The following is a 21,376-nucleotide window of genomic DNA, read 5'->3' as shown; positions in this document are numbered from 1 at the left end:
CGTGGCCCCGATCATGCGTCAGCCTCGGACAGCTTGTCCAGAAGCTCGGCCGCGATGCGCCGCGTGACCGGCCCCTTCTCGGCCATGGCGGCGGCGTCCATCTCGGCGACCAGGCGGCGGGCCAGGCCCAGATCGCGGTCCATGCGCAGCACCAGCCACTCGATCAGCCCCGCGGGCACGGCCAGCTGACGATCCGCGAACAGCTTGACCAGCACCGCGGCCAGCAGCGCCTCGTCGGGCGGGCCCAGCCGCACCTGCGGCATCGCATCCATGCGCGAGCGTAGATCGGGCAGCACCAGCCCCCAGTCGCGCGGCGGCGTCCGCGCGGTCAGCAGCAGCAGGCAGTCGCGCGGCCCGCAGAGGTTCCACAGATGGAACAGCGCCTGTTCCGCCCCCGCGGCAAAGCCCGCATGATCGGCATCCTCGACCACGACCGCGCCCCCTTCGGCGGCCAGCAGGTCGGCCGCATCGGGCCGCAGCGCCGAGGCACTGATGCGCCGCGCGCCGTTCTCGGCCGCCCAGAAGGCCGCCAGATGCGACTTGCCCGCCCCCTCCGGCCCGATCAGCAGCATCCGCCCCGACGGCCAGTCCTGCGGTCGGTCCAGCACCCGCAGCGCGTCGGCATTGGCGGGCGCGGGCAGGAAATCGGCGCGCGCATGGGCCGGGGGCGTCGTCAGGTCCAGGGTCAGCTGCCGGGCGGACGGGAACGGGGTCACGCGGTCAGGCCCCGTCGTCGCGTCGGGCCAGGTCTTCCTGCATCGTCTGGATGTGCTGCTGGCTGCGCACGCGGTCGGCCTCCATCCGGGCCAAGCGGATGCGCTCGGCGACCGTGCCGGGGGGGACCATCTCGACCAGCAGGGGCTGGGCGGGTTCGTCCGGAACGCCCTGCCCGGTGAACAGCGGGCTTTCCAGATAGCGCGCGATCAGGAACCGCGCCAGGACCCCCAGGGCGGCGGCCATCGGCACCGCAAGGACCAGCCCGACGAAGCCGAACAGCGCCCCGAAGACCGACAGCGCCAGGAGCAGCCAGACCGGGTGCAGGCCCACATGGCCGCCCACGATCTTGGGCTGCAGATAGTTGCCCTCGACCACCTGGCCCAGGCCGAAGATCGCCACGACCGCGCCGATCCACAGCGGATCGCCCCAGAAGCTGAACAGCGCGACGCCGATGGCCGTGGCCCCCCCGATCAGGACGCCGACATAGGGGATGAAGGACAGCATCGCCGCCATGATGCCGATGAAGAAGCCGAAGGGCAGCCCGACCAGCATCAGCGCCAGCGCATACCACGTCCCCAGGATGGCGATGACCACCGCCTGCCCGCGCAGGAAGCCCGACAGCGCCTCGTCGATCTCGGCGGCCAGGGTGCGGATGGTGGCGGCATGCTCGCGCGGCAGGAGCGTGTCCACGGCGCGCACCAGATGGTCCCAGTCCAGCAGCAGATAGAAGGCCACGACCGGCACGATCACCAGCAGCGCCACCGTGCCGATCAGCCCGGTCAGCGACCCCAGCAGCGTCGAGGCGACGCGCCCGGCCTGATCGCCCACCGCCGCCTGCAGATCGGTCAGCGTCTGCTGCAGCCCCGCGCCCTGCGGGATCAGGTCGGGAAAGCGGGTGTCCAGGAACAGCCGCCCCTGCTCGATCATCGCGGGCGCGGTCTCGATCAGCGCGCTGGCCTGCCGCACCAGGAGCGGCACGACCAAGAGGACGACCGCGACGAAGGACAGCACCACGGCCACGGTGATCACCACCACCGACATGGTCCGCGACAGGCCCGCCCGTTCCAGCCGGTCGGCCAGCGGGTCCAGCAGATAGGCCACGCCCGCGCCAAGGATGAAGGGCAGGACGGCCTGTCCCAGAAGCCACAGCAGGATCGCCATGGTCAGGGCGGCGATGCCCCACCACATGACCTGCTTGCGAATGGGAATGTGCATGGGCCTGCCCCTGTCGGTGATGTCTGTCGGCCAGAGTGCCGCCCCGCGCTTGTCGTTGCAAGCGGCGTGCTTGGCAAGGCCCGGACGATCCGCTAACCCTGCCCGGAACCGTCATCAAGGACCCTGCCCATGCGTCTGTCGCGTTATTTCCTGCCCGTCCTCAAGGAAGACCCCAAGGAGGCGCAGATCGTCAGCCACCGCCTGATGCTGCGCGCGGGCATGATCAAGCAGCAGGCGGCGGGGATCTATTCCTGGCTGCCCCTGGGGTTCAAGGTGCTCAAGCGCATCGAGCAGATCGTCCATGACGAGCAGATCCGCGCCGGTCACATCCCGATGCTGATGCCCACGCTGCAGCCCGCCGACCTGTGGCGCGAGAGCGGCCGCTATGACGATTACGGCGAGGAGATGCTGCGCATCAAGGACCGCCACAAGCGCGACCTGCTCTATGGTCCCACCAACGAGGAGATGATCACCGACATCTTCCGGTCCCATGTGAACAGCTACAAGGACCTGCCCCTGACGCTGTACCACATCCAATGGAAGTTCCGCGACGAGATCCGCCCGCGCTTCGGCGTGATGCGCGGCCGCGAGTTCCTGATGAAGGACGGCTACAATTTCGACCTGACCAAGGAGGCCGCGCTGCACGCCTACAACCGGCATCTGGTCAGCTATCTGCGCAGCTATGAGCGGATGGGCCTGCAGGCCATCCCGATGCGCGCCGATGGCGGTCCGATCGGCGGCGACTACACCCACGAGTTCCTGGTCCTGGCCGAGACGGGCGAGTCCGAGGTCTTCTACGACAGCCAGATCACCGACCTGACCTTCGGCGACCGCGCGATCGACTATGACAGCGTCGAGGAATGCCAGGCCGTGCTGGAGGAGTTCACCAGCCGCTATGCCCGCACCGACGAGACCCATGACGAGGCCGTCTATGCCGAGGTCCCCGAGGAGCGCCGCCGCACCGCGCGCGGCATCGAGGTCGGGCAGATCTTCTATTTCGGGACCAAGTATTCCGAGCCCATGGGCGCCACGGTCGTGGGTCCCGACGGCGCGCGCGTGCCCGTCCACATGGGCAGCCACGGCATCGGCGTCAGCCGCCTTCTGGGCGCGATCATCGAGGCCAATCACGACGCCAAGGGCATCATCTGGCCCGAGGGCGTGACGCCCTTCCACGTGGGCATCGTCAACCTGAAGCAGGGCGACAACTCGACCGACGCGGCTTGCGACGCGATCTATGCCGAACTGCAGACGCGGGGTCTGGACCCGCTCTATGACGACCGTGACGAACGGGCGGGCGCGAAGTTCGCGTCCATGGACCTGATCGGCCTGCCGTGGCGCATCACCGTGGGCCCGCGCGGCCTGACCGCGAACAAGGTCGAGCTGACCTGCCGCCGCAGCGGCGAGACCGAGGAGATGTCCCCGCAGGAGGCCATCGCCCGGCTGGAGCAGATCTATCAGCCGGTGCAGGCCGCAGGCCGCGTCGCGGGGTGAACTCCAGGGGACGGCGGTCTGCCCGGACCGCCGCCCCCGGACCGGGCAACCTGTCCGAAAACCATGCAAATGCGCGCGACAACGCACTTTCTTTTTGGAAGGGTCGCCCCTAACGTGACGCGCAGGACAATGTTCCAACTGGGAGACTTCCACATGAAAAAACTTCTTCTTGCGACCGCCGCCGGCGCGCTTCTGGCCGGTGCCGCGGGCGCCGAAGAAATCAAGCTGGGCATCTCGCTCGGCTTCACCGGACCGCTGGAATCCATGGCCCCCGCGATGCAGCAGGGCGCCGAGATGGCGATGAAGGAAGTCAGCGACTCGGGCCTGCTGCTGGACGGATCGACCGTCGTCGCGGTGACCGGCGACAGCACCTGCATCGACGCCGCCGCGGCCACCGCGACGGTCGAGCGCCTGATCGCCTCCGAAGGCATCAAGGGCATGATCGGCGGCATGTGCTCGGGCGAGACCATCGCCTCGCTGGAGAACGTGGCCAAGGCGAACGGCATGGTGATGATCTCGCCCTCGGCCACCTCGCCCGCGCTGACCGACATCGCGGATGACGGCCTTTTCTTCCGCACCGCCCCCTCCGACGCCCGCCAGGGCGAGGTGATGGCCGAGATCGTGCGCGAGCGCGGGATCGAGAACGTCGCCGTGACCTATACCAACAACGACTACGGCAAGGGCCTGGCCGACAGCTTCGCCGCGGCCTTCACCGCCGCGGGCGGCACCGTGACCACCAACAGCGCGCATGACGACGGCAAGGCCGACTACTCGGCCGAGGTCGCGGCCCTGGCCGCGGCGGGCGGCGACGCGCTGGTCGTGGTGGGCTATGTCGATCAGGGCGGTTCGGGCGTGGTCCGCGCCTCACTGGACACCGGCGCCTTCGACACCTTCGTCTTCCCGGACGGCATGGTCGGCGCCGCGCTGGAGACGAATTTCGGCTCCGAGATCGACGGCAGCTTCGGCCAGAACCCCGCCGCCGAGGGCGAGGGCCGCGAGACCTATCTGAAGATGGCCGAGGCCGCGGGCTTCGACGGTTCGGGCGCCTTCTCGGGCGAGGCCTATGACGCGGCGGCGCTGATGCTGATGGCGATGGCCAAGGCCAAGTCCTCCGATCCGGCGGTCTACAAGGATCACGTCATGGATGTGGCCAACGGCCCCGGCGAGCAGATCCTGCCGGGCCAGCTGGCCAAGGCGCTGGAGATCATCAACGGCGGCGGCGATGTCGACTATGTCGGCGCGACCGCGGTCGAGCTGGTCGAGCCCGGTGAATCCGCCGGCACCTTCCGCGAGATCCAGTTCACCGACGGCAAGATCGAGGTCGTCGGCTACCGCTGAGGACGTCACCTGACGACCGGCCCGGCATCCTTTGGGACGCCGGGCCGATTTTCAATGATAACAGCCGCTTGACGGCACATCTTCACCCAGAACGTGAAGACGGGGATGTGGAAGAATGATCAGGGTCGAGGACCTTCACAGACATTTCGGCGGGTTCCGCGCCGTCGACGGCGCCAGCCTGACGATCGAGACCGGCTCGATCACCGGGCTGATCGGGCCGAACGGCGCGGGCAAATCGACGCTGTTCAACGTGATCGCGGGCGTGCTGCCCCCCACCTCGGGGCGCGTCTTCATGGACGGAGAGGACATCACCGGCCTGCCGCCGCATGAGCTGTTCCACAAGGGCCTGCTGCGCACCTTCCAGCTGGCGCATGAGTTCAGCTCGATGACCGTGCGCGAGAACCTGATGATGGTTCCCGGCGCGCAGTCCGGCGAGACGATCTGGAAGACCTGGTTCCAGCGCGGCCGGATCGAGCGCGAGGAGGCCGAACTGCGTCGCAAGGCCGACGAGGTTCTGGACTTCCTGACCATCCGCCACCTGACCCATGAGAAGGCCGGCAACCTGTCCGGCGGCCAGAAGAAGCTGCTGGAGCTGGGCCGAACGATGATGGTCGACGCCAAGATCGTCTTTTTGGACGAGGTCGGCGCGGGCGTGAACCGCACCCTGCTGATGACCATCGCCGACGCGATCATCCGGCTGAACAAGGAGCGCGGCTACACCTTCTGCGTGATCGAGCATGACATGGATTTCATCGGCAAGCTCTGCGACCCGGTGATCGTGATGGCCGAGGGCAAGGTGCTGGCCAAGGGCAGCGCCCAGGACATCATGAAGAACGAGGCGGTGATCGAGGCCTATCTGGGCACCGGCCTGAAGAACAAGGACATGGTGGGATGAGCGACCAGGACGCTGTCTTCGGCAATCGCGGCAGCCGCGACCTGTCGGTGGTGAACCCGGCCGGGCGCGGCACGATCGACGGCACCCGCCGTTCCGGCCCCCTGGGCGCGGGGCGCGCAGGCGATCCCTTCCTGATCGGCGAGGGCATGACCGGCGGATACGGCAAGGGCACCGACATCCTGCACGACTGCACCATCGCGGTCGAACAGGGCCAGATCGCCGTGATCGTGGGTCCCAACGGCGCGGGCAAGTCCACCGCGATGAAGGCCATCTTCGGCATGCTGAACCTGCGCCAAGGTTCGGTCCGGCTGAACGGCCAGGACATCACCGCGCTGAACCCGCAGGACCGGGTCAAGGCGGGGATGGGCGTCGTGCCCCAGGTCAACAACATCTTCCCGTCCATGACGGTCGAGGAGAACCTGGAGATGGGCGCCTATATCCGCCGCGACGACATCCGCGCGACGATGGAGCAGGTCTATGAGCTGTTCCCCGCCGTCGCCGCCAAGCGCCGCCAGGCCGCCGGAGAGCTGTCGGGCGGCCAGCGCCAGCAGGTCGCCGTGGGCCGCGCGCTGATGACGCAGCCGCAGGTGCTGATGCTGGACGAACCCACCGCGGGCGTCAGCCCCATCGTCATGGACGAGCTGTTCGACCGCATCATCGCCATCGCGCGGGGCGGCTTGCCCGTCCTGATGGTCGAGCAGAACGCGCGCCAGGCGATGATGATCGCCGACAAGGCCTATGTGCTGGTCCAGGGCGCGAACGCCCATACCGGCACCGGCCGGGAACTCATGCAGAACGACGAGGTGCGCCGCACCTTCCTGGGGGGCTGAGCCATGGATATCCTGAACGCCCTCGTGGTCTTTCTGAACTTCGTCTTCATCCCGGCCGCCGCCTATGGCGCGCAGCTGGCGCTTGGCGCGCTTGGCGTCACGCTGATCTATGGCATCCTGCGCTTCTCGAACTTCGCGCATGGCGACACCATGGCCTTTGGGACGGGCATCGTGATCCTGCTGACCTGGGGGCTGCAATCCCTGGGCGTCAGCGCAGGGCCGCTGCCCACGGCGCTGATCGCCCTGCCCTTCGGCATCGCGCTGACGGCGCTATTGGTGCTGGGCACCGACCGCGCGGTCTACAAGTTCTATCGCCGGCAGAAGGCAGCGCCGATCATCCTGGTGATGGCCTCGGTCGGCGTGATGTTCGTGATGAACGGCCTGACCCGCATCCTGATCGGCGTGGACGAGATCCGCTTTGACGACGGCGCGCGCTTCCTGATCGCGGTCCGCGACTTCCGCGAGATGACCGGGCTGGAGGAGGGTCTGGCGCTGCGCTCGACCCAGGCGCTGACCGTGGTCGTGGCCCTGATCGTGATGGTGGCGCTGTTCTGGTTCCTGAACCGTACGAAATCCGGCAAGGCGATGCGCGCCTATTCCGACAACGAGGATCTGGCGCTGCTGTCGGGCATCGACCCCGAACGCGTGGTGCGGATGACCTGGGTCATCGCCGCGGGCCTCGCGACCATCGCGGGCACGCTCTATGGTCTGGACAAGTCGTTCAAGGCCTTCAACTACTTCCAGATCCTGCTGCCGATCTTCGCGGCGGCCATCGTGGGGGGCTTGGGCAATCCGCTCGGCGCCATCGCGGGCGGCTTCTTGGTGGCCTTCTCCGAGGTCGCGGTGACCTATCCCTGGGTCAAGGTGGTGGGCTATCTGGCGCCCTGGTACGAACCCGGCGGGCTGATGCAGCTTCTGGGCACGGAATACAAGTTCGCGGTCAGCTTCGTCATCCTGATCGTCGTCCTGCTGTTCAGGCCCACCGGCCTGTTCCGCGGCAAATCGGTCTGAGGGGGAGAGATCATGGCAACCAACCGTCAAGCCGCGACATCCGCCAGCCCCTGGCGCGCGCCGATCCTGTTCGCGATCCTCGCCGTGCTGTTCGTGCTGGAGGGGACCGTGCGCAACAGCCTGTTCTCGGGCAGCTGGAACACGTCGCTGGCCATCCTGAACATGGGCCTCCTGTCGGCGATCACCGCCCTGGGCGTGAACATGCAATGGGGCTATGCGGGCCTCTTCAACGTGGGCGTCGTGGGCTTTCTGGCCATGGGCGCGCTGGCACCCGTGCTGGTCTCGCTGCCGCCGGTCGAGGGCGCGTGGCAGTCGGGCGGCACGCGCCTGCTTCTGGCGCTGGCCGTGGGGCTGGGCACGCTGGCCTTGGCCAAGCTGGCCTGGGCGCGCACGCGCAGCGGCCTGCTGACCGCCGTGGTGCTGATCGCGGGCTTCATCGCCTATCGCTGGCTGTTCGATCCCGCCGTGACCGCGATCGAGGCGAACAACCCCGCGCGCAACGGCAATATCGGGGGCCTGGGCCTGCCGGTGCTGCTGTCCTGGGTCGTGGGGGGCCTCTTCGCGGCCGCCGCGGCCTGGGCCATCGGCAAGGTCGCCTTGGGCCTGCGCTCTGACTATCTGGCCATCGCGACGCTCGGCATCGGCGAGATCATCGTCGCGGTCCTCAAGAACGAGGACTGGCTGGCCCGCGGCGTCAAGAACATCACCAACATCCCGCGCCCCGTCGCGCAGGAGGTGGCGCTGCAGCAGAACCCCGACTTCGTGGCCTTCGCGCAGTCCTGGGGCTTCCAGGCGGCCGAGGCTTCGGGCATCTGGGTCAAGCTGTCCTACATGTCGCTGTTCCTGGTGGTGCTGCTGGTCATCATCCTGCTGGCTGAACTGGCGCTGAAATCGCCCTGGGGCCGCATGATGCGCGCCATCCGCGATAACGAGACCGCGGCCGAGGCGATGGGCAAGGACGTCACCCGCCGCCACCTCCAGGTGTTCATCCTCGGCTCGGCGGTGATCGGGGTGGCGGGCGCGATGATGGTCACGCTGGACGGTCTGCTGGCGCCGACCAGCTACAACCCGCTGCGCTACACCTTCCTGATCTGGGTCATGGTGATCGTCGGCGGGTCGGGCAACAACTGGGGCGCGGTGCTGGGCGCGGTCACCATCTGGTTCCTGTGGATCAAGGCCGAGGTCTGGGGCCCTGCCCTGATCGCCATGCTGACCGGCCCGATGGCCGACGGCCCGGTCAAGGCGCATCTGCTGGACAGCGCACCGCACATGCGCTTTATCGCGATGGGGGCGGTGCTGCTTCTGGTGCTGCGCTTCGCGCCACGGGGCCTGCTGCCCGAGAAGTAAGCGAAGGGGGCGCGGGTCACACCGCGCCCCTTCTCCATTCAGCGGCAGTTGTTGCCCAAGACCGTGCTGTGCCACAGCCGACCGTCCGCACCCCGCGCGACGCCGCTGCCGATCTGATAGCTCAACTGGCCCAGCACCTGTTCGCGCTGCGGGCCGGGCACCAGCCAGGTGGCCACCGTGCCTTCGGGCGTGCCGCCCGCGCCCACCAGCTGCACCACCCCGCAGGTCGGATAGCCCACAGAGCGCGCGCGATCGACCACGTTCGATCCGTTCGACCCGGCCACATCGGCACGCCCCATGCGCGCCATGTCGCAGGCATGGGCCAGCGCGATGCGGTCCAGATCGGCCTGGGGCGCCAGGTCGGGCTTGCCCTCGGCCAGCCGCGCGGCATTCACCGCCGCCGAAAGGCGCAGCCCCGCATCGGGATCGCCCCGACACTCGGTCGCCAGCGCCTGTTCGACGGGGGGCGTTGGAGCGGTCCGCAGGGGCAGCCCGATCCCTTGGCAGGCGGTCAGGGCCATCAGGCCGACGGCGACGAGACTGGGACGGAGCATTGGCGGACCTCTCTGGCTGGGTGACGGGGCCGGTTGCGGACCGACCGTCTATGGCGCGGAACGTCCGATCGGGACACGGGTTCCGCGAAACCCTTGCAAGGCCATGAAACCGCGCTTAAAGCGCATGGCATGACCCAGCACCAGCGCCTTCTAATCATCGACTTCGGCAGCCAGGTGACGCAGCTGATCGCGCGTCGCCTGCGTGAACTGAACGTCTATTGCGAAATCCACCCGTTCAACACGGTGACCGACGACCGGCTGCGCCAGATGGAGCCGCAGGCGATCATCCTGTCGGGCGGCCCCGCCAGCGTCACCACCGACGGCAGCCCCCGCGCGCCCCAGGCCGTGTTCGAGATGGGCGTCCCCGTCTTTGGCATCTGCTATGGCCAGCAGGTGATGATGGAGCAGCTGGGCGGCCGGGTCGAGGCCGGGCACCATGCCGAATACGGTCGCGCCTTCATCGCGCCCGCGCCGGGCCACAAGGGTGACGGCATCTTTGCCGGCCTGTTCGATACGGGCCGCGAAGAGGTCTGGATGAGCCATGGCGACCGCGTGACCGTGCTGGCGCCGGGCTTCGAGGTGATCGGCACCTCGCCCAACGCACCCATGGCGATGATCGCGGACGAGGCGCGGCATTTCTATGCCGTCCAGTTCCACCCCGAGGTGCATCACACGCCGAACGGCCGCACCATGCTGGAGAACTTCGTCCGGCTGGCGGGCTTCACCGGCGACTGGACCATGGCCAGCTACAAGGACGAGGCGATCCGCAAGATTCGCGAGCAGGTGGGCGACCGCAAGGTCATCTGCGGCCTGTCGGGCGGGGTCGATTCCTCGGTGGCCGCAGTCCTGATCCACGAGGCGATCGGCGATCAGCTGACCTGCGTTTTCGTCGATCACGGCCTTCTGCGCCTGAACGAGGGCGAGAACGTGGTGAAGATGTTCCGCGACAACTACAACATCCCGCTGATCCACGCGAACGAGAGCGACCTGTTCCTGGGCGCGCTGGAGGGCGTCAGCGACCCCGAGGTCAAGCGCAAGACCATCGGGCGCCTGTTCATCGACGTGTTCCAGAAATACGCCAGCCAGATCGACGGCGCGGACTTCCTGGCCCAAGGCACGCTCTACCCGGACGTGATCGAGAGCGTCAGCTTCTCCGGCGGCCCCTCGGTCACGATCAAGTCGCACCACAATGTGGGCGGCCTGCCCGAGAAGATGGGCCTGAAGCTGGTCGAGCCGCTGCGCGAGCTGTTCAAGGACGAGGTCCGCGAGCTCGGCCGCGAGCTGGGCCTGCCGGAGAGCTTCATCGGCCGCCACCCCTTCCCCGGCCCGGGCCTGGCCATCCGCTGCCCCGGAGAGATCACCCGCGAGAAGCTGGAGATCCTGCGCAAGGCCGATGCGGTCTTCATCGACCAGATCCGCAAGCACGGCCTCTATGACGAGATCTGGCAGGCCTTCGTCGCGATCCTGCCGGTGCGCACCGTGGGCGTGATGGGCGACGGGCGGACCTACGACTTTGCCTGCGCGCTAAGGGCGGTGACGTCCGTGGACGGGATGACGGCGGATTACTATCCCTTCACCCATGAGTTCCTGGGCGAGACCGCGACGCGGATCATCAACGAGGTCAAGGGCATCAACCGCTGCACCTATGACATCACCTCCAAGCCGCCGGGCACGATTGAGTGGGAATGACGCGGCACCGCGTCGCATGACATCCGGGGAACGCGCGGCGCAACCTGCGCGTCCTGTCATTTCGGGGGTGCATGATGACGCGACTGATCCTGGTGCTGGGCGACCAGCTGTCCCGTGACCTGACCGCGCTGCGCGATGCCCGGCCGGACGACGTGATCGTCATGGCCGAGGTCGGGGACGAGGCCGGCTATGTCCCCCACCACCCGCAAAAGATCGCGTTCCTCTTTGCCGCGATGCGCAAGTTCGCCGCCGAATTGCGCGACCGCGGGCTGACCGTGGCCTATACGCCGCTGGACGACCCCGAGAACAGCCATTCCATCCCCGGCGAGCTTCTGCGCCGCGCGGCGGAGCATAATGCCGACACCGTCATCGCGACCGAGCCGGGCGAGTGGCGCCTGATCCGCGCCTTGGGCGATCTGCCCATCCCGGTGACGCAGCGGCCCGACGACCGCTTCCTGGCCAGCCATGCCGAGTTCGAGGCCTGGGCCGAGGGCCGCAAGGAATTGCGCATGGAGTGGTTCTATCGCGAGATGCGCCGCAAGACCGGCCTGCTGATGGAGGGCGACCAGCCCGCGGGCGGCAAGTGGAACTATGACCACGAGAACCGCAAGCCCGCCCAGGCCGACCTGCTGCGCGAGCGACCCCCGACCTTCGAACCCGATGCCGTGTCGGCCGAGGTGCTGGACCTGGTCGAGGCGCGCTTTCCCGACAATTTCGGCCGGTTGCGCCCCTTCACCTGGGCCACCGACCGCGAGGGCGCACTGAAGGTCCTCAGGCACTTCATCCGCCATTCGCTGGACGAATTCGGCCCGTATCAGGACGCGATGCTGCAGGACGACCCGTTCCTGCACCATTCGATCCTGTCGCCCTACATCAATGCGGGGCTGCTCTCGCCGCTGGAGGTCTGCCAAGCCGCAGCCGACGCCCATGCGGCGGGCCGCGTGCGCCTGAAGTCGGCCGAGGGCTTCATCCGCCAGATCATCGGCTGGCGCGAATTCATGCGCGGCATCTATTTCCTGGAGGGGCCGGATTACACCGCCCGCAACATCCTGCGCCATGACCGCGCCCTGCCGCCGGTCTATTGGGGCAAGCCCACGAAGATGACCTGCATGGCGCAGGCAGTGGGGCAGACGCGCGACCATGCCTATGCCCATCACATCCAGCGCCTGATGGTGACCGGCAACTTCGCCCTTCTGGCCGGGATCGACCCGCATCAGGTCCATGAATGGTATCTGGCGGTCTATGCCGATGCCTATGAATGGGTCGAGGCGCCCAATGTCATCGGCATGAGCCAGTTCGCCGACGGGGGCATCGTCGGGTCCAAGCCCTATGTCAGTTCAGGCAATTACATCAACAAGATGTCGGATTATTGCGGCAGTTGCGCCTATAAGGTCGCTGACAAGACCGGCCCGAAGGCCTGCCCGTTCAACCTCCTGTATTGGGATTTCCTGATGCGGCACCGGCAGCGGTTCGAACGCAACCCACGCATCGGCCGCGCCTACGCGACCTGGGACCGGATGGACGCCGATAAACGACGCGTGATCCGCGCAGAGGCGGCGGCATTCCTCGCGCGCCTGGAGGCGGGCGAGCCTGTCTGAGCCTTGACCTTGGCGCCCTGCCCGGCCACCATTGCGCATCCCGCGAAAGGACCTGCCCATGGACTGCGCCTGCGGCCATCACCACGCCCCGACCGCCGATCTGACCGGCACGCCCGTGACCCTGACCGAACCGCCCGTCGCCCTGCACGGGCGGCTGATCTGCGCCGACATGGCCCAGCTGATGACAGCGCTGGAGCTACTGCCCAATCACGTCGCCGCCAGCCGAGCCGAGCCGGGCTGCCTGCGCTTCGACATCGCGCAGTCGGAGGACGACCCGATGGTCTGGACCCTGTCCGAGATCTTCGTCGATGCGGTGGCCTTCGCCGCCCATCAGGCCCGCACGGCTGCCAGCCCCTGGGGCCAGCGCAGCGGCGCCATCGCCCGCGATTTCCACCGCCACGAGGTCACGCTCCGCATCCGTCCGGCGACCGCGGCCGACGCGGCGGCGCTGGCCCTGCTGCTGCCCGTGGGCGCCTCCGCCCTGCCGGGGCTGGTCGCCCATGTGGAGGGGCTGCCCGTCGCGCATCGCTCGGCCTCCGGCGCGGTGACGGTGCATCCCGCCTTGGCCGGCCGCGGGATCAAAGCGGCGATGGCTCACTGACGGGCGCGCCGCTTGCACCCCCGGCCCGCAGGGTCCACATCTGGTCCGACAGTTACGGAAAGGACCGATCATGGCAGGACAGATGGCGTTCGTCGCGGCGGAACCGGCAAAGGGCAATTTCGGGACGCTTCCCGAATGGGATCTGGGCGACCTCTATCCCGCGCCGGACAGCCCCGAGCTGACCGCCGATATCGAGGCGCTGGACGCCAGGGTGCGCGACTTTGCCGCCACCTATCAGGGCCGGCTGGCCGATCTGGATGCGGCCGCGATGCTGGACTGCGTCGAGGCCTATCAGCAGATCGACATCCTGGCAGGGCGCATCATGTCCTATGTGGGCCTGCGCTATTACCAGAACACCACCGATCCGCTCCGCGCCAAGCAGATGGGCGACCTGCAGGGGCGCATCACCGACCTGACCGCGCCGCTGGTCTTTTTCGGGCTGGAGTTCAACCGCATCCCCGATGACCGCTATGACGCGGTCTTCACCGCGTCCGACGGTCCTGCCCGCTACAAGCCGGTCTTCGACCGGATGCGCGCCATGCGCCCCCATCAGCTGTCCGACGAGCTGGAACAGTTCCTGCACGACAATTCGGTCGTGGGCGCCGCCGCCTGGAACCGCCTGTTCGACGAGACGACCGCCGGGCTGACCTTCGAGGTCGCGGGCGAGACGCTTGGCCTGGAGGCCACGCTGAACCTGCTGACCGATCACGACCGCGACCGCCGCGAGGCAGGCGCGCGGGCGCTGGCCACGGTCTTCACCGCCAATGTCGGGCTGTTCACGCGCATCCACAACACTTTGGCCAAGGAGAAGGCCATCGAGGACAAGTGGCGCAAGATGCCCAGCCCGCAGCATGGCCGCCACCTGTCGAACCATGTCGAACCCGAGGTGGTCGAGGCGCTGCGCAATGCCGTAACCGCGGCCTATCTGCGCCTGTCGCACCGCTACTATGCGCTGAAGGCGCGCTGGCTGGGGCTGGAGAAGCTGCAGGTCTGGGACCGCAACGCCCCCCTGCCGACCGAGACCCCGCGCCTGATCGACTGGCCCGAGGCGCAGGCCACGGTGCTGGACGCCTATGCCAGCTTCTCTCCGGCGCTGGCGGATCTGGCGCGGCCCTTCTTCGACAAGGGCTGGATCGACGCGGGCGTGAAGCCCGGCAAGGCGCCGGGCGCCTTCGCGCATCCGACCGTCACCACCGTGCACCCCTACATCCTGCTGAACTACCTGGGCAAGCCGCGCGACGTGATGACGCTGGCCCATGAGCTGGGTCACGGCGTCCATCAGCGTCTGGCGGCGGAGCAAGGAGAGCTGCTGGCCTCCACCCCCCTGACGCTGGCCGAGACGGCATCGGTCTTCGGCGAGATGCTGACCTTCCGCGCGCTTCTGGCCCGCACCACCGATCCGGCGCAGAAGAAGGCGCTGCTGGCCGGCAAGGTCGAGGACATGATCAATACGGTCGTCCGCCAGATCGCCTTCTACGACTTCGAATGCCGCCTGCACGCCGCCCGCGCGGAAGGCGAGCTGACGCCCGACGACATCAACGCGCTGTGGATGGCGGTCCAGCACGAGAGCCTGGGTCCGGTCTTCGAGTACATGCCGGGCTACGAGACCTTCTGGACCTATGTGCCGCATTTCGTGCATTCGCCCTTCTACGTCTATGCCTATGCCTTCGGCGACGGGCTGGTGAACGCGCTTTATGCCGCCTATGAGGACGGGCTGCCGGACTTTCAGCAGAAGTATTTCGACCTGCTGAAGGCAGGCGGATCGCGCCATCACAGCGAATTGCTGGCGCCCTTCGGGCTGGATGCCTCGGACCCGGCCTTCTGGGACAAGGGCCTGTCGATGATCGAGGGCTTCATCGACCAGCTGGAGGCGCTGGAAGCGTGATCGCACTGGAACGCATCGGGCGCGACGCCCGCGCCCGCATGGCCCATATCCGCGTCGCGCCCGAGCAGGAGCCGTTCTGCGGCAGCATCGCCAGCCATTTCGACGCCGACGAACCCTCCTGCGACTTTCACGCCGTGCTTTCGGACGGCGTGCCGGTCGGGTTCTTCAAGATCGACCGCGCCTATGCCGACCGCCTGCCCGAGGCCCGCGCGGACGAGGTCGGCCTGCGCGGCATGATGATCGACCGCGCGGAGCAGGGGCGCGGCACCGGCAAGGCCGCGATCGCGGCCCTGCGCGCGCATATGCGGCGGCATTACCCCGATGCCGCGGCCTGCGTGCTGACAGTGAATCAGGCCAACCCGGTCGCCCGGGCCGTCTATCTGGCCGGCGGGTTCGTCGATACCGGCGCGCTCTATCTCGGCGGTCGCATCGGTCCCCAGCACATCCTGCGCCTGACCCTGCGGTGAGGATTTCCGTGGCATCCGCCGCGCGACGCCCTATCCTGCGCGCAAGGGGACAGCGCCGGGAGACGCCATGCTGAGAAAGATCGCCATCGGCACGGGCCTGTTGGTCGTGGCGGGGGCCGCCGCATTCGTCACGCTGGCCCCGGCCCAAGTCGACCGCAGCATGAACCCCGTCACCATGCCCGCCGAGGGCTGGCCGGTCGGCGACCGCGCCCGCGCCCTGCATGCAGGGCTGGTGATCGGCGACTGGCATTCCGACGCGCTGCTGTGGGACCGCGACCTGCTGGTGCGGCACGACCGGGGGCATACCGACATTCCGCGCCTGGCCCAGGGCAATGTCGCGCTGCAGGTCTTCACCACGGTCACCAAGAGCCCGCGCGGCCAGAACTATGAGCACAACGAGGCCGCGACCGGCGACAACATCACGCCCCTGTTCACCGGCCAGCTGCGCCCGCCGCGCAGCTGGACGTCGCTGCGCGAACGCGCGCTTGTCCAGGCCGAGGCGCTGCATGCCGCGGCCGCGCGCGACCCCGCCGCCCTGCGCGTGATCCGCAGCCGCGCCGATCTGGCCGCCCTGCTGGCGGATCGCGCCGAGGGCGCGACGGTGGTCGGCGGATTGCTGGGGTCGGAAGGCGGGCACCCGCTGGAGGGCGACATCGCCAATCTGGACGTCCTCCATGACGCCGGATTCCGGCTGATAGGGCTGACGCATTTCTTCGACAACGAGTTGGGCGGCAGCCTGCATGGCGCGGGCGAGGGTCAGGGCCTCAGCGATTTCGGGCGTCAGGTCGCGCTGGCGATGATCGGCCGCGGCATGATCATCGACGTGACCCATGCCAGCCCGCGGATGGTCCGCGACGTGCTGGCCCTGCCAGGCGCGCGGCCGGTGCTGTCCCATACCGGGATCAGCGCGCATTGCCCCTCGCCGCGCAACCTGCCCGACGATCTGGTGGCGCAGGTCGCGGCGGCCGGCGGGCTGATCGGCGTGGGCTTCTGGTCCGACGTCGTCTGCGGAGAGACGCCCGCCGACGTGGCCGCGGCCATCGCCGCCGCGATCCGCGTCGCCGGAGAGGATCACGTCTCGCTCGGCTCGGACTGGGACGGGTCTGTGGACGCGCCCTTCGACGCTGCGCATCTGCCTGCCCTGACGCAGGCCCTGATCGACCAGGGCCTGACCGATGCCCAGATCGCCAAGGTCATGGGCGGCAACATGATGGCCTATCTGGCCCAGACCCTGCCCGAGACCTGAAAGGACCCCCGATGAAGAAGACGACGCTGCTGCATGCCGAACTGTCCGGCCTGATCGCGGCCATGGGACATGGCGACCTGCTGGTGATCGGGGATGCGGGCCTGCCCGTCCCGCCGGGCGTGCGCGTCATCGACCTGGCGCTGACGCGCGGCGTTCCGGGCATCTTCGAGGTGCTGGACGCGGTGCTGTCCGAACTGGTTGTGGAGCGCAGCCTTCTGGCGCAGGAGGCCGATCCGTCGCTGCGCGCGCGCTTTACCGAACGCGCGGTCGGGGCGGTGACGCTGATCGACCACGAGGGGTTCAAGGCGCACAGCCGGACCGCCCGTGCGGTTGTGCGGACGGGCGAATGCACGCCCTATGCGAATATCGCCCTGCATGCCGGCGTGGCCTTCTGAGGGAACCGACCCGCAGGGAAAGCGTTGCAAGCTCATATGCTTATCCATGAAGGAGAATAGCCGTGCAGAAGAAGATCCTGGGCCTCAGCGCCGTTCTGGCCATGATGACCCTCGCCGCCTGCGAGACCGTGCAGGGAGCCGGCCGCGACCTGTCCACCGCCGGCCAAGTCGTTCAGCAGGAGAGCGCCGAGGTTCAGGCCGGGATGTGATCCCGGCTCCACGGCCAAATCCAACGCCCTCCGCGACATCGCGGAGGGCGTTTTTTGTTCACGACCCTCGACACGTTGCCCACACGACCCCACCATGTCAGTCTGACCGCGCCACCGTTTCGGAGATCCCATGCGCCGCACCATCCTTGCCGCCCTGATCCTGATGACGCCGCTGCCGGCGGCCGCCTTCACGGCCCGCAACGGCATGACCGTGACACAGGCGGGGCCGACCGAGATCGCGGTGGCGTGGTCTGGCGGGCGTCGTGACACGGATTACTGGTGCGCGGCGGGGGATTTCGCACAGCGGGTGCTGGACCAGCCCGTCGGCACGCGCCTGTGGCGCGCCTCGCCCAAGCCCCGCGCGGGCGGCGAGGGCATCCTGTTCACGCTGGACGGATCGCGCAAGGCACCCGGCGCGGGCCTGTCGCAGTTCGGCGCAGGCCCGCGGGACGAGGCGATCTCGGTCGGGGCGGCGGTCGCCGGCCATTGCCGGGTCATCCCGCCCCTTCTTCTGGAGTGACAGACCGACCCGGCCGGGTCAGCTGTCCATCTTCAGCGCCTGGATGAAGGCGGTCTGCGGGATCTCGACCTTGCCGAACTGACGCATCTTCTTCTTGCCAGCCTTCTGCTTCTCCAGCAGCTTCTTCTTGCGCGTCGCGTCGCCACCATAGCATTTGGCGGTCACGTCCTTGCGCATCGCCGACAGCGTCTCGCGCGCGATCACGCGGGCGCCGATGGCCGCCTGGATCGGAATCTTGAACATGTGCCGCGGGATCAGGTCCTTCAGCTTTTCGACCATCGCGCGGCCGCGGCTCTCGGCACGGTCGCGATGGACCATGATCGACAGCGCGTCCACGGGTTCGTCATTCACCAGGATCGACATCTTGACCAGGAAATCCTCGCGGTACTCGCTGATCTGATAGTCGAAGCTGGCATAGCCCTTGGTGACCGATTTCAGCCGGTCATAGAAGTCGAACACCACCTCGGCCAGCGGCAGGTCATAGACCACCATCGCCCGCGCGCCCGCATAGGTCAGGTCCAGCTGGATGCCGCGACGGTCCTGGCACAACTTCAGCACGTCGCCCAGATATTCGTCCGGCACCATGATCGTGGCCTTGATGCGCGGCTCCTCGATATGGTCGACATGGGTCAGGTCGGGCATGTCGGCGGGGTTGTGCAGGTCGCGCACCTCGCCGTCGCGCATGTGCAGCTTGAAGACGACCGACGGTGCCGTGGTGATCAGGTCCAGATCGTATTCCCGCTCCAGCCGGTCGCGAATCACCTCCAGGTGCAGCAGCCCCAGGAACCCGCAGCGGAAGCCGAAGCCCAGGGCCGCCGAGGTCTCCATCTCATAGCTGAAGCTCGCATCGTTCAGGGCCAGCTTCTCGATGGCGTCGCGCAGCGGCTCGAAGTCGTTGGCATCGACCGGGAACAGCCCGCAGAAGACCACCGGCTGCGCGGGCTTGAAACCGGGCAGCGCCTTGTCCGCCGGGCGGCGTTCCTGGGTGATGGTGTCGCCCACGCGCGTGTCGCGGACCTGCTTGATCGACGCGGTGAAGACGCCGATCTCTCCCGGGCCCAGTTCGGCGATGTCGCGCATGGCGGGCGTCAGGACGGCCAGCTTGTCCAGGCGATAGCTGGCGCCGGTCTGCATCATCTTGATCTGGTCGCCCTTGCGGATCACCCCGTCCATCACGCGGATCATCACGACCACGCCCAGATAGGTGTCGTACCAGCTGTCGACCAGCATCGCCTTCAGCGGCGCGTCGCGGTCGCCCTTGGGTGCGGGCAGGCGCGTGACGATGGCCTCCAGCACGTCCGGGATGCCCAAACCGGTCTTGGCGCTGATCGGAATCGCGTCCTGCGCGTCGATGCCGATCACCTCCTCGATGTTTTCCTTCACGCGCTCGGGTTCGGCGGCGGGAAGGTCGATCTTGTTCAGCACCGGCACGATCTCATGCCCCGCATCGATCGCCTGATAGACGTTGGCCAGCGTCTGCGCCTCGACGCCCTGGCTTGCGTCCACGACCAGAAGCGATCCCTCGACCGCGCGCATCGATCGGCTGACCTCATAGGCGAAGTCGACATGACCCGGCGTGTCGATCAGGTTCAGCACATAGGTCCGACCATCCTTGGCGGGATAGCTGATGCGGACCGTGTTAGCCTTGATGGTGATGCCGCGCTCTCGCTCGATATCCATGCTGTCCAGCATCTGGGCCTTCATGTCGCGGTCGGCGACAGTGCCCGTCAGCTGGATCAGCCGGTCGGCCAGCGTGGATTTGCCGTGGTCGATATGGGCCACGATCGAAAAGTTGCGGATGAGATCAAGGTCGGTCATGGCCGGGCTATACAGGCGCGCAGGGGCCGCGAAAAGAGGGTTTCGCGGCCCCTGCGCCAAATGGCGTCAGCCGGCGTCGGACTGCCCTGCCGCCTTCAGCATCAGCCGCGCGACCTCGGCCGAGGATGCCGGGTTCTGACCCGTCACCAGCTTGCCATCGGCCAGCGCAAAGGGCGCCCAGTCCGGGCCCTTCTCATGCTTGCCGCCCTGCGCCTTCAGCTGATCCTCCAGCATGAAGGGCACCGCATCCGACAGGCCCACCGCATCCTCCTCGGAATTGGTGAAGCCCGCCACGCGGCGGCCATGGACCAGCGGATCGCCCGACGGCAGCCGCGCCGACAGCAGGCCCGCCGGACCGTGGCAGACGGCGCCGACGACAGCGCCCTTTTTCCAGGCCTCGGTCAGAACGCGGCCCAGAGCCTCGGATTTCGGCAGGTCCCACATGGTGCCGTGCCCGCCGGGCAGATAGACGATGTCGCAGCCCGAGACGTCGACCTCGTCGACCTTCTGTGTATGGGCCAGCTTGTTCATCGCGGCCTCGTCAGCCATCAGGCGGCGGACCTCTTCCGTCATCGCGTCGCCCTCCTCCGAGGACGGGTCGGCCGGAGGCTTGCCGCCCTGGATGCTGGCGATCTCGACCTGCCAGCCCGCGTCCGACAGGATCCAGTAGGGCGCGGCCACCTCCTCCCAGTAAAAGCCGGTCGGCTTGCCGGTATCGCCCAACCGGTCATGCGACGTCAGGATGAAAAGCGCCTTGGGCATGGGATGTTCCTTCTTCATGGGAATGGGGGGCCGCGGCGGTTCGCGCGCGGCATACGCGCCTTAATGCGCCGCCCTCCCTCAGGGTTCCGCCGCCCGCACCCCGCGCCCGGCGCGATCGGGCAGGATCGCGCGGCCGCCGAGGCCCCTCGATGGGGCCGAAGGCGGCCCCCTCCCCCAAGGCTCAGTCCGCCGCCTCCAGGCGCGCCACCAGGTCCGGCAGCGCCGCCATGTCGGGCAGCTGGTGCAGGCGCGGATGATCGGGCGCCTCGGCATGCTCGTGGCTCCAGGTCAACGCGTGAGGAATGAACACCCCCGTCCCGCCCAGTTCCAGCACCGGGATGACGTCGCTGCGCATCGAATTGCCGACCATCATGAACCGCTCCGCCGCGATCCCGTGCGACGCCAGCACCCGCGCATAGGCCTCGGGCGTCTTTCCCGCCAGGATCTCCACGCCCCCGAACCGCTCGGCCAGGCCCGATGCCGCGACCTTGCGCTCCTGATCCATCAGGTCGCCCTTGGTGATCAGGATCAGACGCCGCCCCGCCAAGACGTCCAGCGCATCCTCGACCCCGGGCAGAAGCGTCACCGGATGGGCCAGCATCTCGGCCCCCAGGTCCAGGATCCGGCCGATCTGCCGCCCGTCGATCCGCCCGTCGGTCAGCTCGATCGCCGTCTGGACCATGGAGAGCGGCGTTGTTGCAGAAAGGCGGCTTGAGGCGTGACTTCCCCTTTCCCCTTTAGGTTCAGGCGACGCGGGCGACCTCGGCTGTGCCGAGGGCGTTGAAGCG

Annotated in this window: 21 protein-coding genes; 15 read left to right on the top strand and 6 right to left on the bottom strand. The window is 68.0% G+C overall.

Features of this window, described 5'->3' with window-relative positions:
- Positions 1-11: 11 nt before the first annotated feature.
- Positions 12-716 (bottom strand): P-loop NTPase family protein, encoded by a 705-nt coding sequence (locus AC2SGK_RS14465; RefSeq protein WP_488324212.1) that lies wholly within the window; start codon positions 714-716, stop codon positions 12-14.
- 4 nt (positions 717-720) lie between these two features.
- Positions 721-1,932 carry an AI-2E family transporter gene (locus AC2SGK_RS14460; RefSeq protein WP_488324211.1) on the bottom strand — a complete coding sequence of 404 codons (1,212 nt, stop codon included), beginning with the start codon at positions 1,930-1,932 and terminating at the stop codon, positions 721-723.
- A 129-nt stretch (positions 1,933-2,061) separates the two neighbouring features.
- On the opposite strand from AC2SGK_RS14460, the gene proS reads away from it, so the two are divergent.
- The 6 genes from proS (at position 2,062) to AC2SGK_RS14430 (ending at position 8,844) form a co-directional block, all read left to right on the top strand.
- A complete protein-coding gene (proS, locus tag AC2SGK_RS14455) occupies positions 2,062-3,423 on the top strand; it encodes a proline--tRNA ligase (RefSeq protein ID WP_488324210.1) in 1,362 nt (453 codons plus the stop codon).
- A gap of 153 nt (positions 3,424-3,576) precedes the next feature.
- Positions 3,577-4,761, top strand: a complete 1,185-nt coding sequence (locus tag AC2SGK_RS14450; RefSeq protein WP_488324209.1) for an ABC transporter substrate-binding protein — start codon at positions 3,577-3,579, stop codon at positions 4,759-4,761.
- Positions 4,762-4,876: 115 nt separating this feature from the next.
- Positions 4,877-5,656: an ABC transporter ATP-binding protein gene (locus AC2SGK_RS14445; protein WP_488324208.1), complete on the top strand. Its 780-nt coding sequence runs from the start codon at positions 4,877-4,879 to the stop codon at positions 5,654-5,656.
- Positions 5,653-6,486, top strand: coding sequence for an ABC transporter ATP-binding protein (locus tag AC2SGK_RS14440; RefSeq protein ID WP_488324207.1), 834 nt, complete (start codon positions 5,653-5,655; stop codon positions 6,484-6,486). The genes AC2SGK_RS14445 and AC2SGK_RS14440 overlap by 4 nt, the downstream gene beginning before the upstream one ends.
- Positions 6,487-6,489: 3 nt before the next feature.
- Positions 6,490-7,497, top strand: coding sequence for a branched-chain amino acid ABC transporter permease (locus AC2SGK_RS14435; protein WP_488324206.1), 1,008 nt, complete (start codon positions 6,490-6,492; stop codon positions 7,495-7,497).
- A gap of 12 nt (positions 7,498-7,509) precedes the next feature.
- Positions 7,510-8,844 carry a branched-chain amino acid ABC transporter permease gene (locus AC2SGK_RS14430; protein ID WP_488324205.1) on the top strand — a complete coding sequence of 445 codons (1,335 nt, stop codon included), beginning with the start codon at positions 7,510-7,512 and terminating at the stop codon, positions 8,842-8,844.
- A gap of 38 nt (positions 8,845-8,882) precedes the next feature.
- On the opposite strand, the gene AC2SGK_RS14425 is transcribed toward AC2SGK_RS14430, so the two are convergent.
- Entirely contained in the window at positions 8,883-9,398 is a 516-nt protein-coding gene (locus AC2SGK_RS14425) for a CAP domain-containing protein (RefSeq protein WP_488324204.1), read from the bottom strand.
- Between the two features lie 129 nt (positions 9,399-9,527).
- Here AC2SGK_RS14425 and guaA point away from each other — a divergent pair, with 129 nt between their 5' ends.
- From guaA to AC2SGK_RS14380, 9 genes are all read left to right on the top strand, one after another.
- Positions 9,528-11,087, top strand: coding sequence for a glutamine-hydrolyzing GMP synthase (gene guaA, locus AC2SGK_RS14420; protein ID WP_488324203.1), 1,560 nt, complete (start codon positions 9,528-9,530; stop codon positions 11,085-11,087).
- Between the two features lie 74 nt (positions 11,088-11,161).
- Positions 11,162-12,685 (top strand): cryptochrome/photolyase family protein, encoded by a 1,524-nt coding sequence (locus tag AC2SGK_RS14415; RefSeq protein WP_488324202.1) that lies wholly within the window; start codon positions 11,162-11,164, stop codon positions 12,683-12,685.
- Positions 12,686-12,743: 58 nt separating this feature from the next.
- Positions 12,744-13,286: a putative quinol monooxygenase gene (locus AC2SGK_RS14410; RefSeq protein ID WP_488324201.1), complete on the top strand. Its 543-nt coding sequence runs from the start codon at positions 12,744-12,746 to the stop codon at positions 13,284-13,286.
- Between the two features lie 70 nt (positions 13,287-13,356).
- The gene (locus AC2SGK_RS14405; RefSeq protein ID WP_488324200.1) at positions 13,357-15,171 is read left to right on the top strand and encodes a M3 family oligoendopeptidase; all 1,815 of its coding nucleotides are present in this window, start codon (positions 13,357-13,359) and stop codon (positions 15,169-15,171) included.
- Complete coding sequence (locus AC2SGK_RS14400; RefSeq protein WP_488324199.1) at positions 15,168-15,638, top strand: GNAT family N-acetyltransferase; 471 nt, start codon at positions 15,168-15,170, stop codon at positions 15,636-15,638. Before AC2SGK_RS14405 ends, AC2SGK_RS14400 begins: the two co-directional genes overlap by 4 nt.
- Before the next feature lie 67 nt (positions 15,639-15,705).
- Positions 15,706-16,884 carry a dipeptidase gene (locus tag AC2SGK_RS14395; RefSeq protein ID WP_488324198.1) on the top strand — a complete coding sequence of 393 codons (1,179 nt, stop codon included), beginning with the start codon at positions 15,706-15,708 and terminating at the stop codon, positions 16,882-16,884.
- Positions 16,885-16,895: 11 nt separating this feature from the next.
- Entirely contained in the window at positions 16,896-17,279 is a 384-nt protein-coding gene (gene rbsD / locus AC2SGK_RS14390) for a D-ribose pyranase (RefSeq protein ID WP_488324197.1), read from the top strand.
- Between the two features lie 62 nt (positions 17,280-17,341).
- Positions 17,342-17,488 (top strand): entericidin A/B family lipoprotein, encoded by a 147-nt coding sequence (locus AC2SGK_RS14385; RefSeq protein WP_488324196.1) that lies wholly within the window; start codon positions 17,342-17,344, stop codon positions 17,486-17,488.
- A 130-nt stretch (positions 17,489-17,618) separates the two neighbouring features.
- Positions 17,619-18,008, top strand: coding sequence for a hypothetical protein (locus tag AC2SGK_RS14380; RefSeq protein ID WP_488324195.1), 390 nt, complete (start codon positions 17,619-17,621; stop codon positions 18,006-18,008).
- Between the two features lie 18 nt (positions 18,009-18,026).
- Here the strand turns inward: AC2SGK_RS14380 and lepA are convergent, their stop codons facing one another.
- From lepA to AC2SGK_RS14365, 3 genes are all read right to left on the bottom strand, one after another.
- Positions 18,027-19,826: a translation elongation factor 4 gene (lepA, locus tag AC2SGK_RS14375; protein ID WP_488324194.1), complete on the bottom strand. Its 1,800-nt coding sequence runs from the start codon at positions 19,824-19,826 to the stop codon at positions 18,027-18,029.
- A 66-nt stretch (positions 19,827-19,892) separates the two neighbouring features.
- Positions 19,893-20,588, bottom strand: a complete 696-nt coding sequence (locus AC2SGK_RS14370; RefSeq protein ID WP_488324193.1) for a type 1 glutamine amidotransferase domain-containing protein — start codon at positions 20,586-20,588, stop codon at positions 19,893-19,895.
- Between the two features lie 181 nt (positions 20,589-20,769).
- Complete coding sequence (locus tag AC2SGK_RS14365; RefSeq protein WP_488324192.1) at positions 20,770-21,270, bottom strand: HAD family hydrolase; 501 nt, start codon at positions 21,268-21,270, stop codon at positions 20,770-20,772.
- Between the last annotated feature and the right edge of the window lie 106 nt (positions 21,271-21,376).

It is taken from the genome of Paracoccus sp. NIOT.M2S5SZ12, from assembly GCF_057748165.1.
The sequence above is the reverse complement of the archived record's forward strand: the minus strand, read 5'-3'. Positions and strand labels throughout refer to the sequence as shown.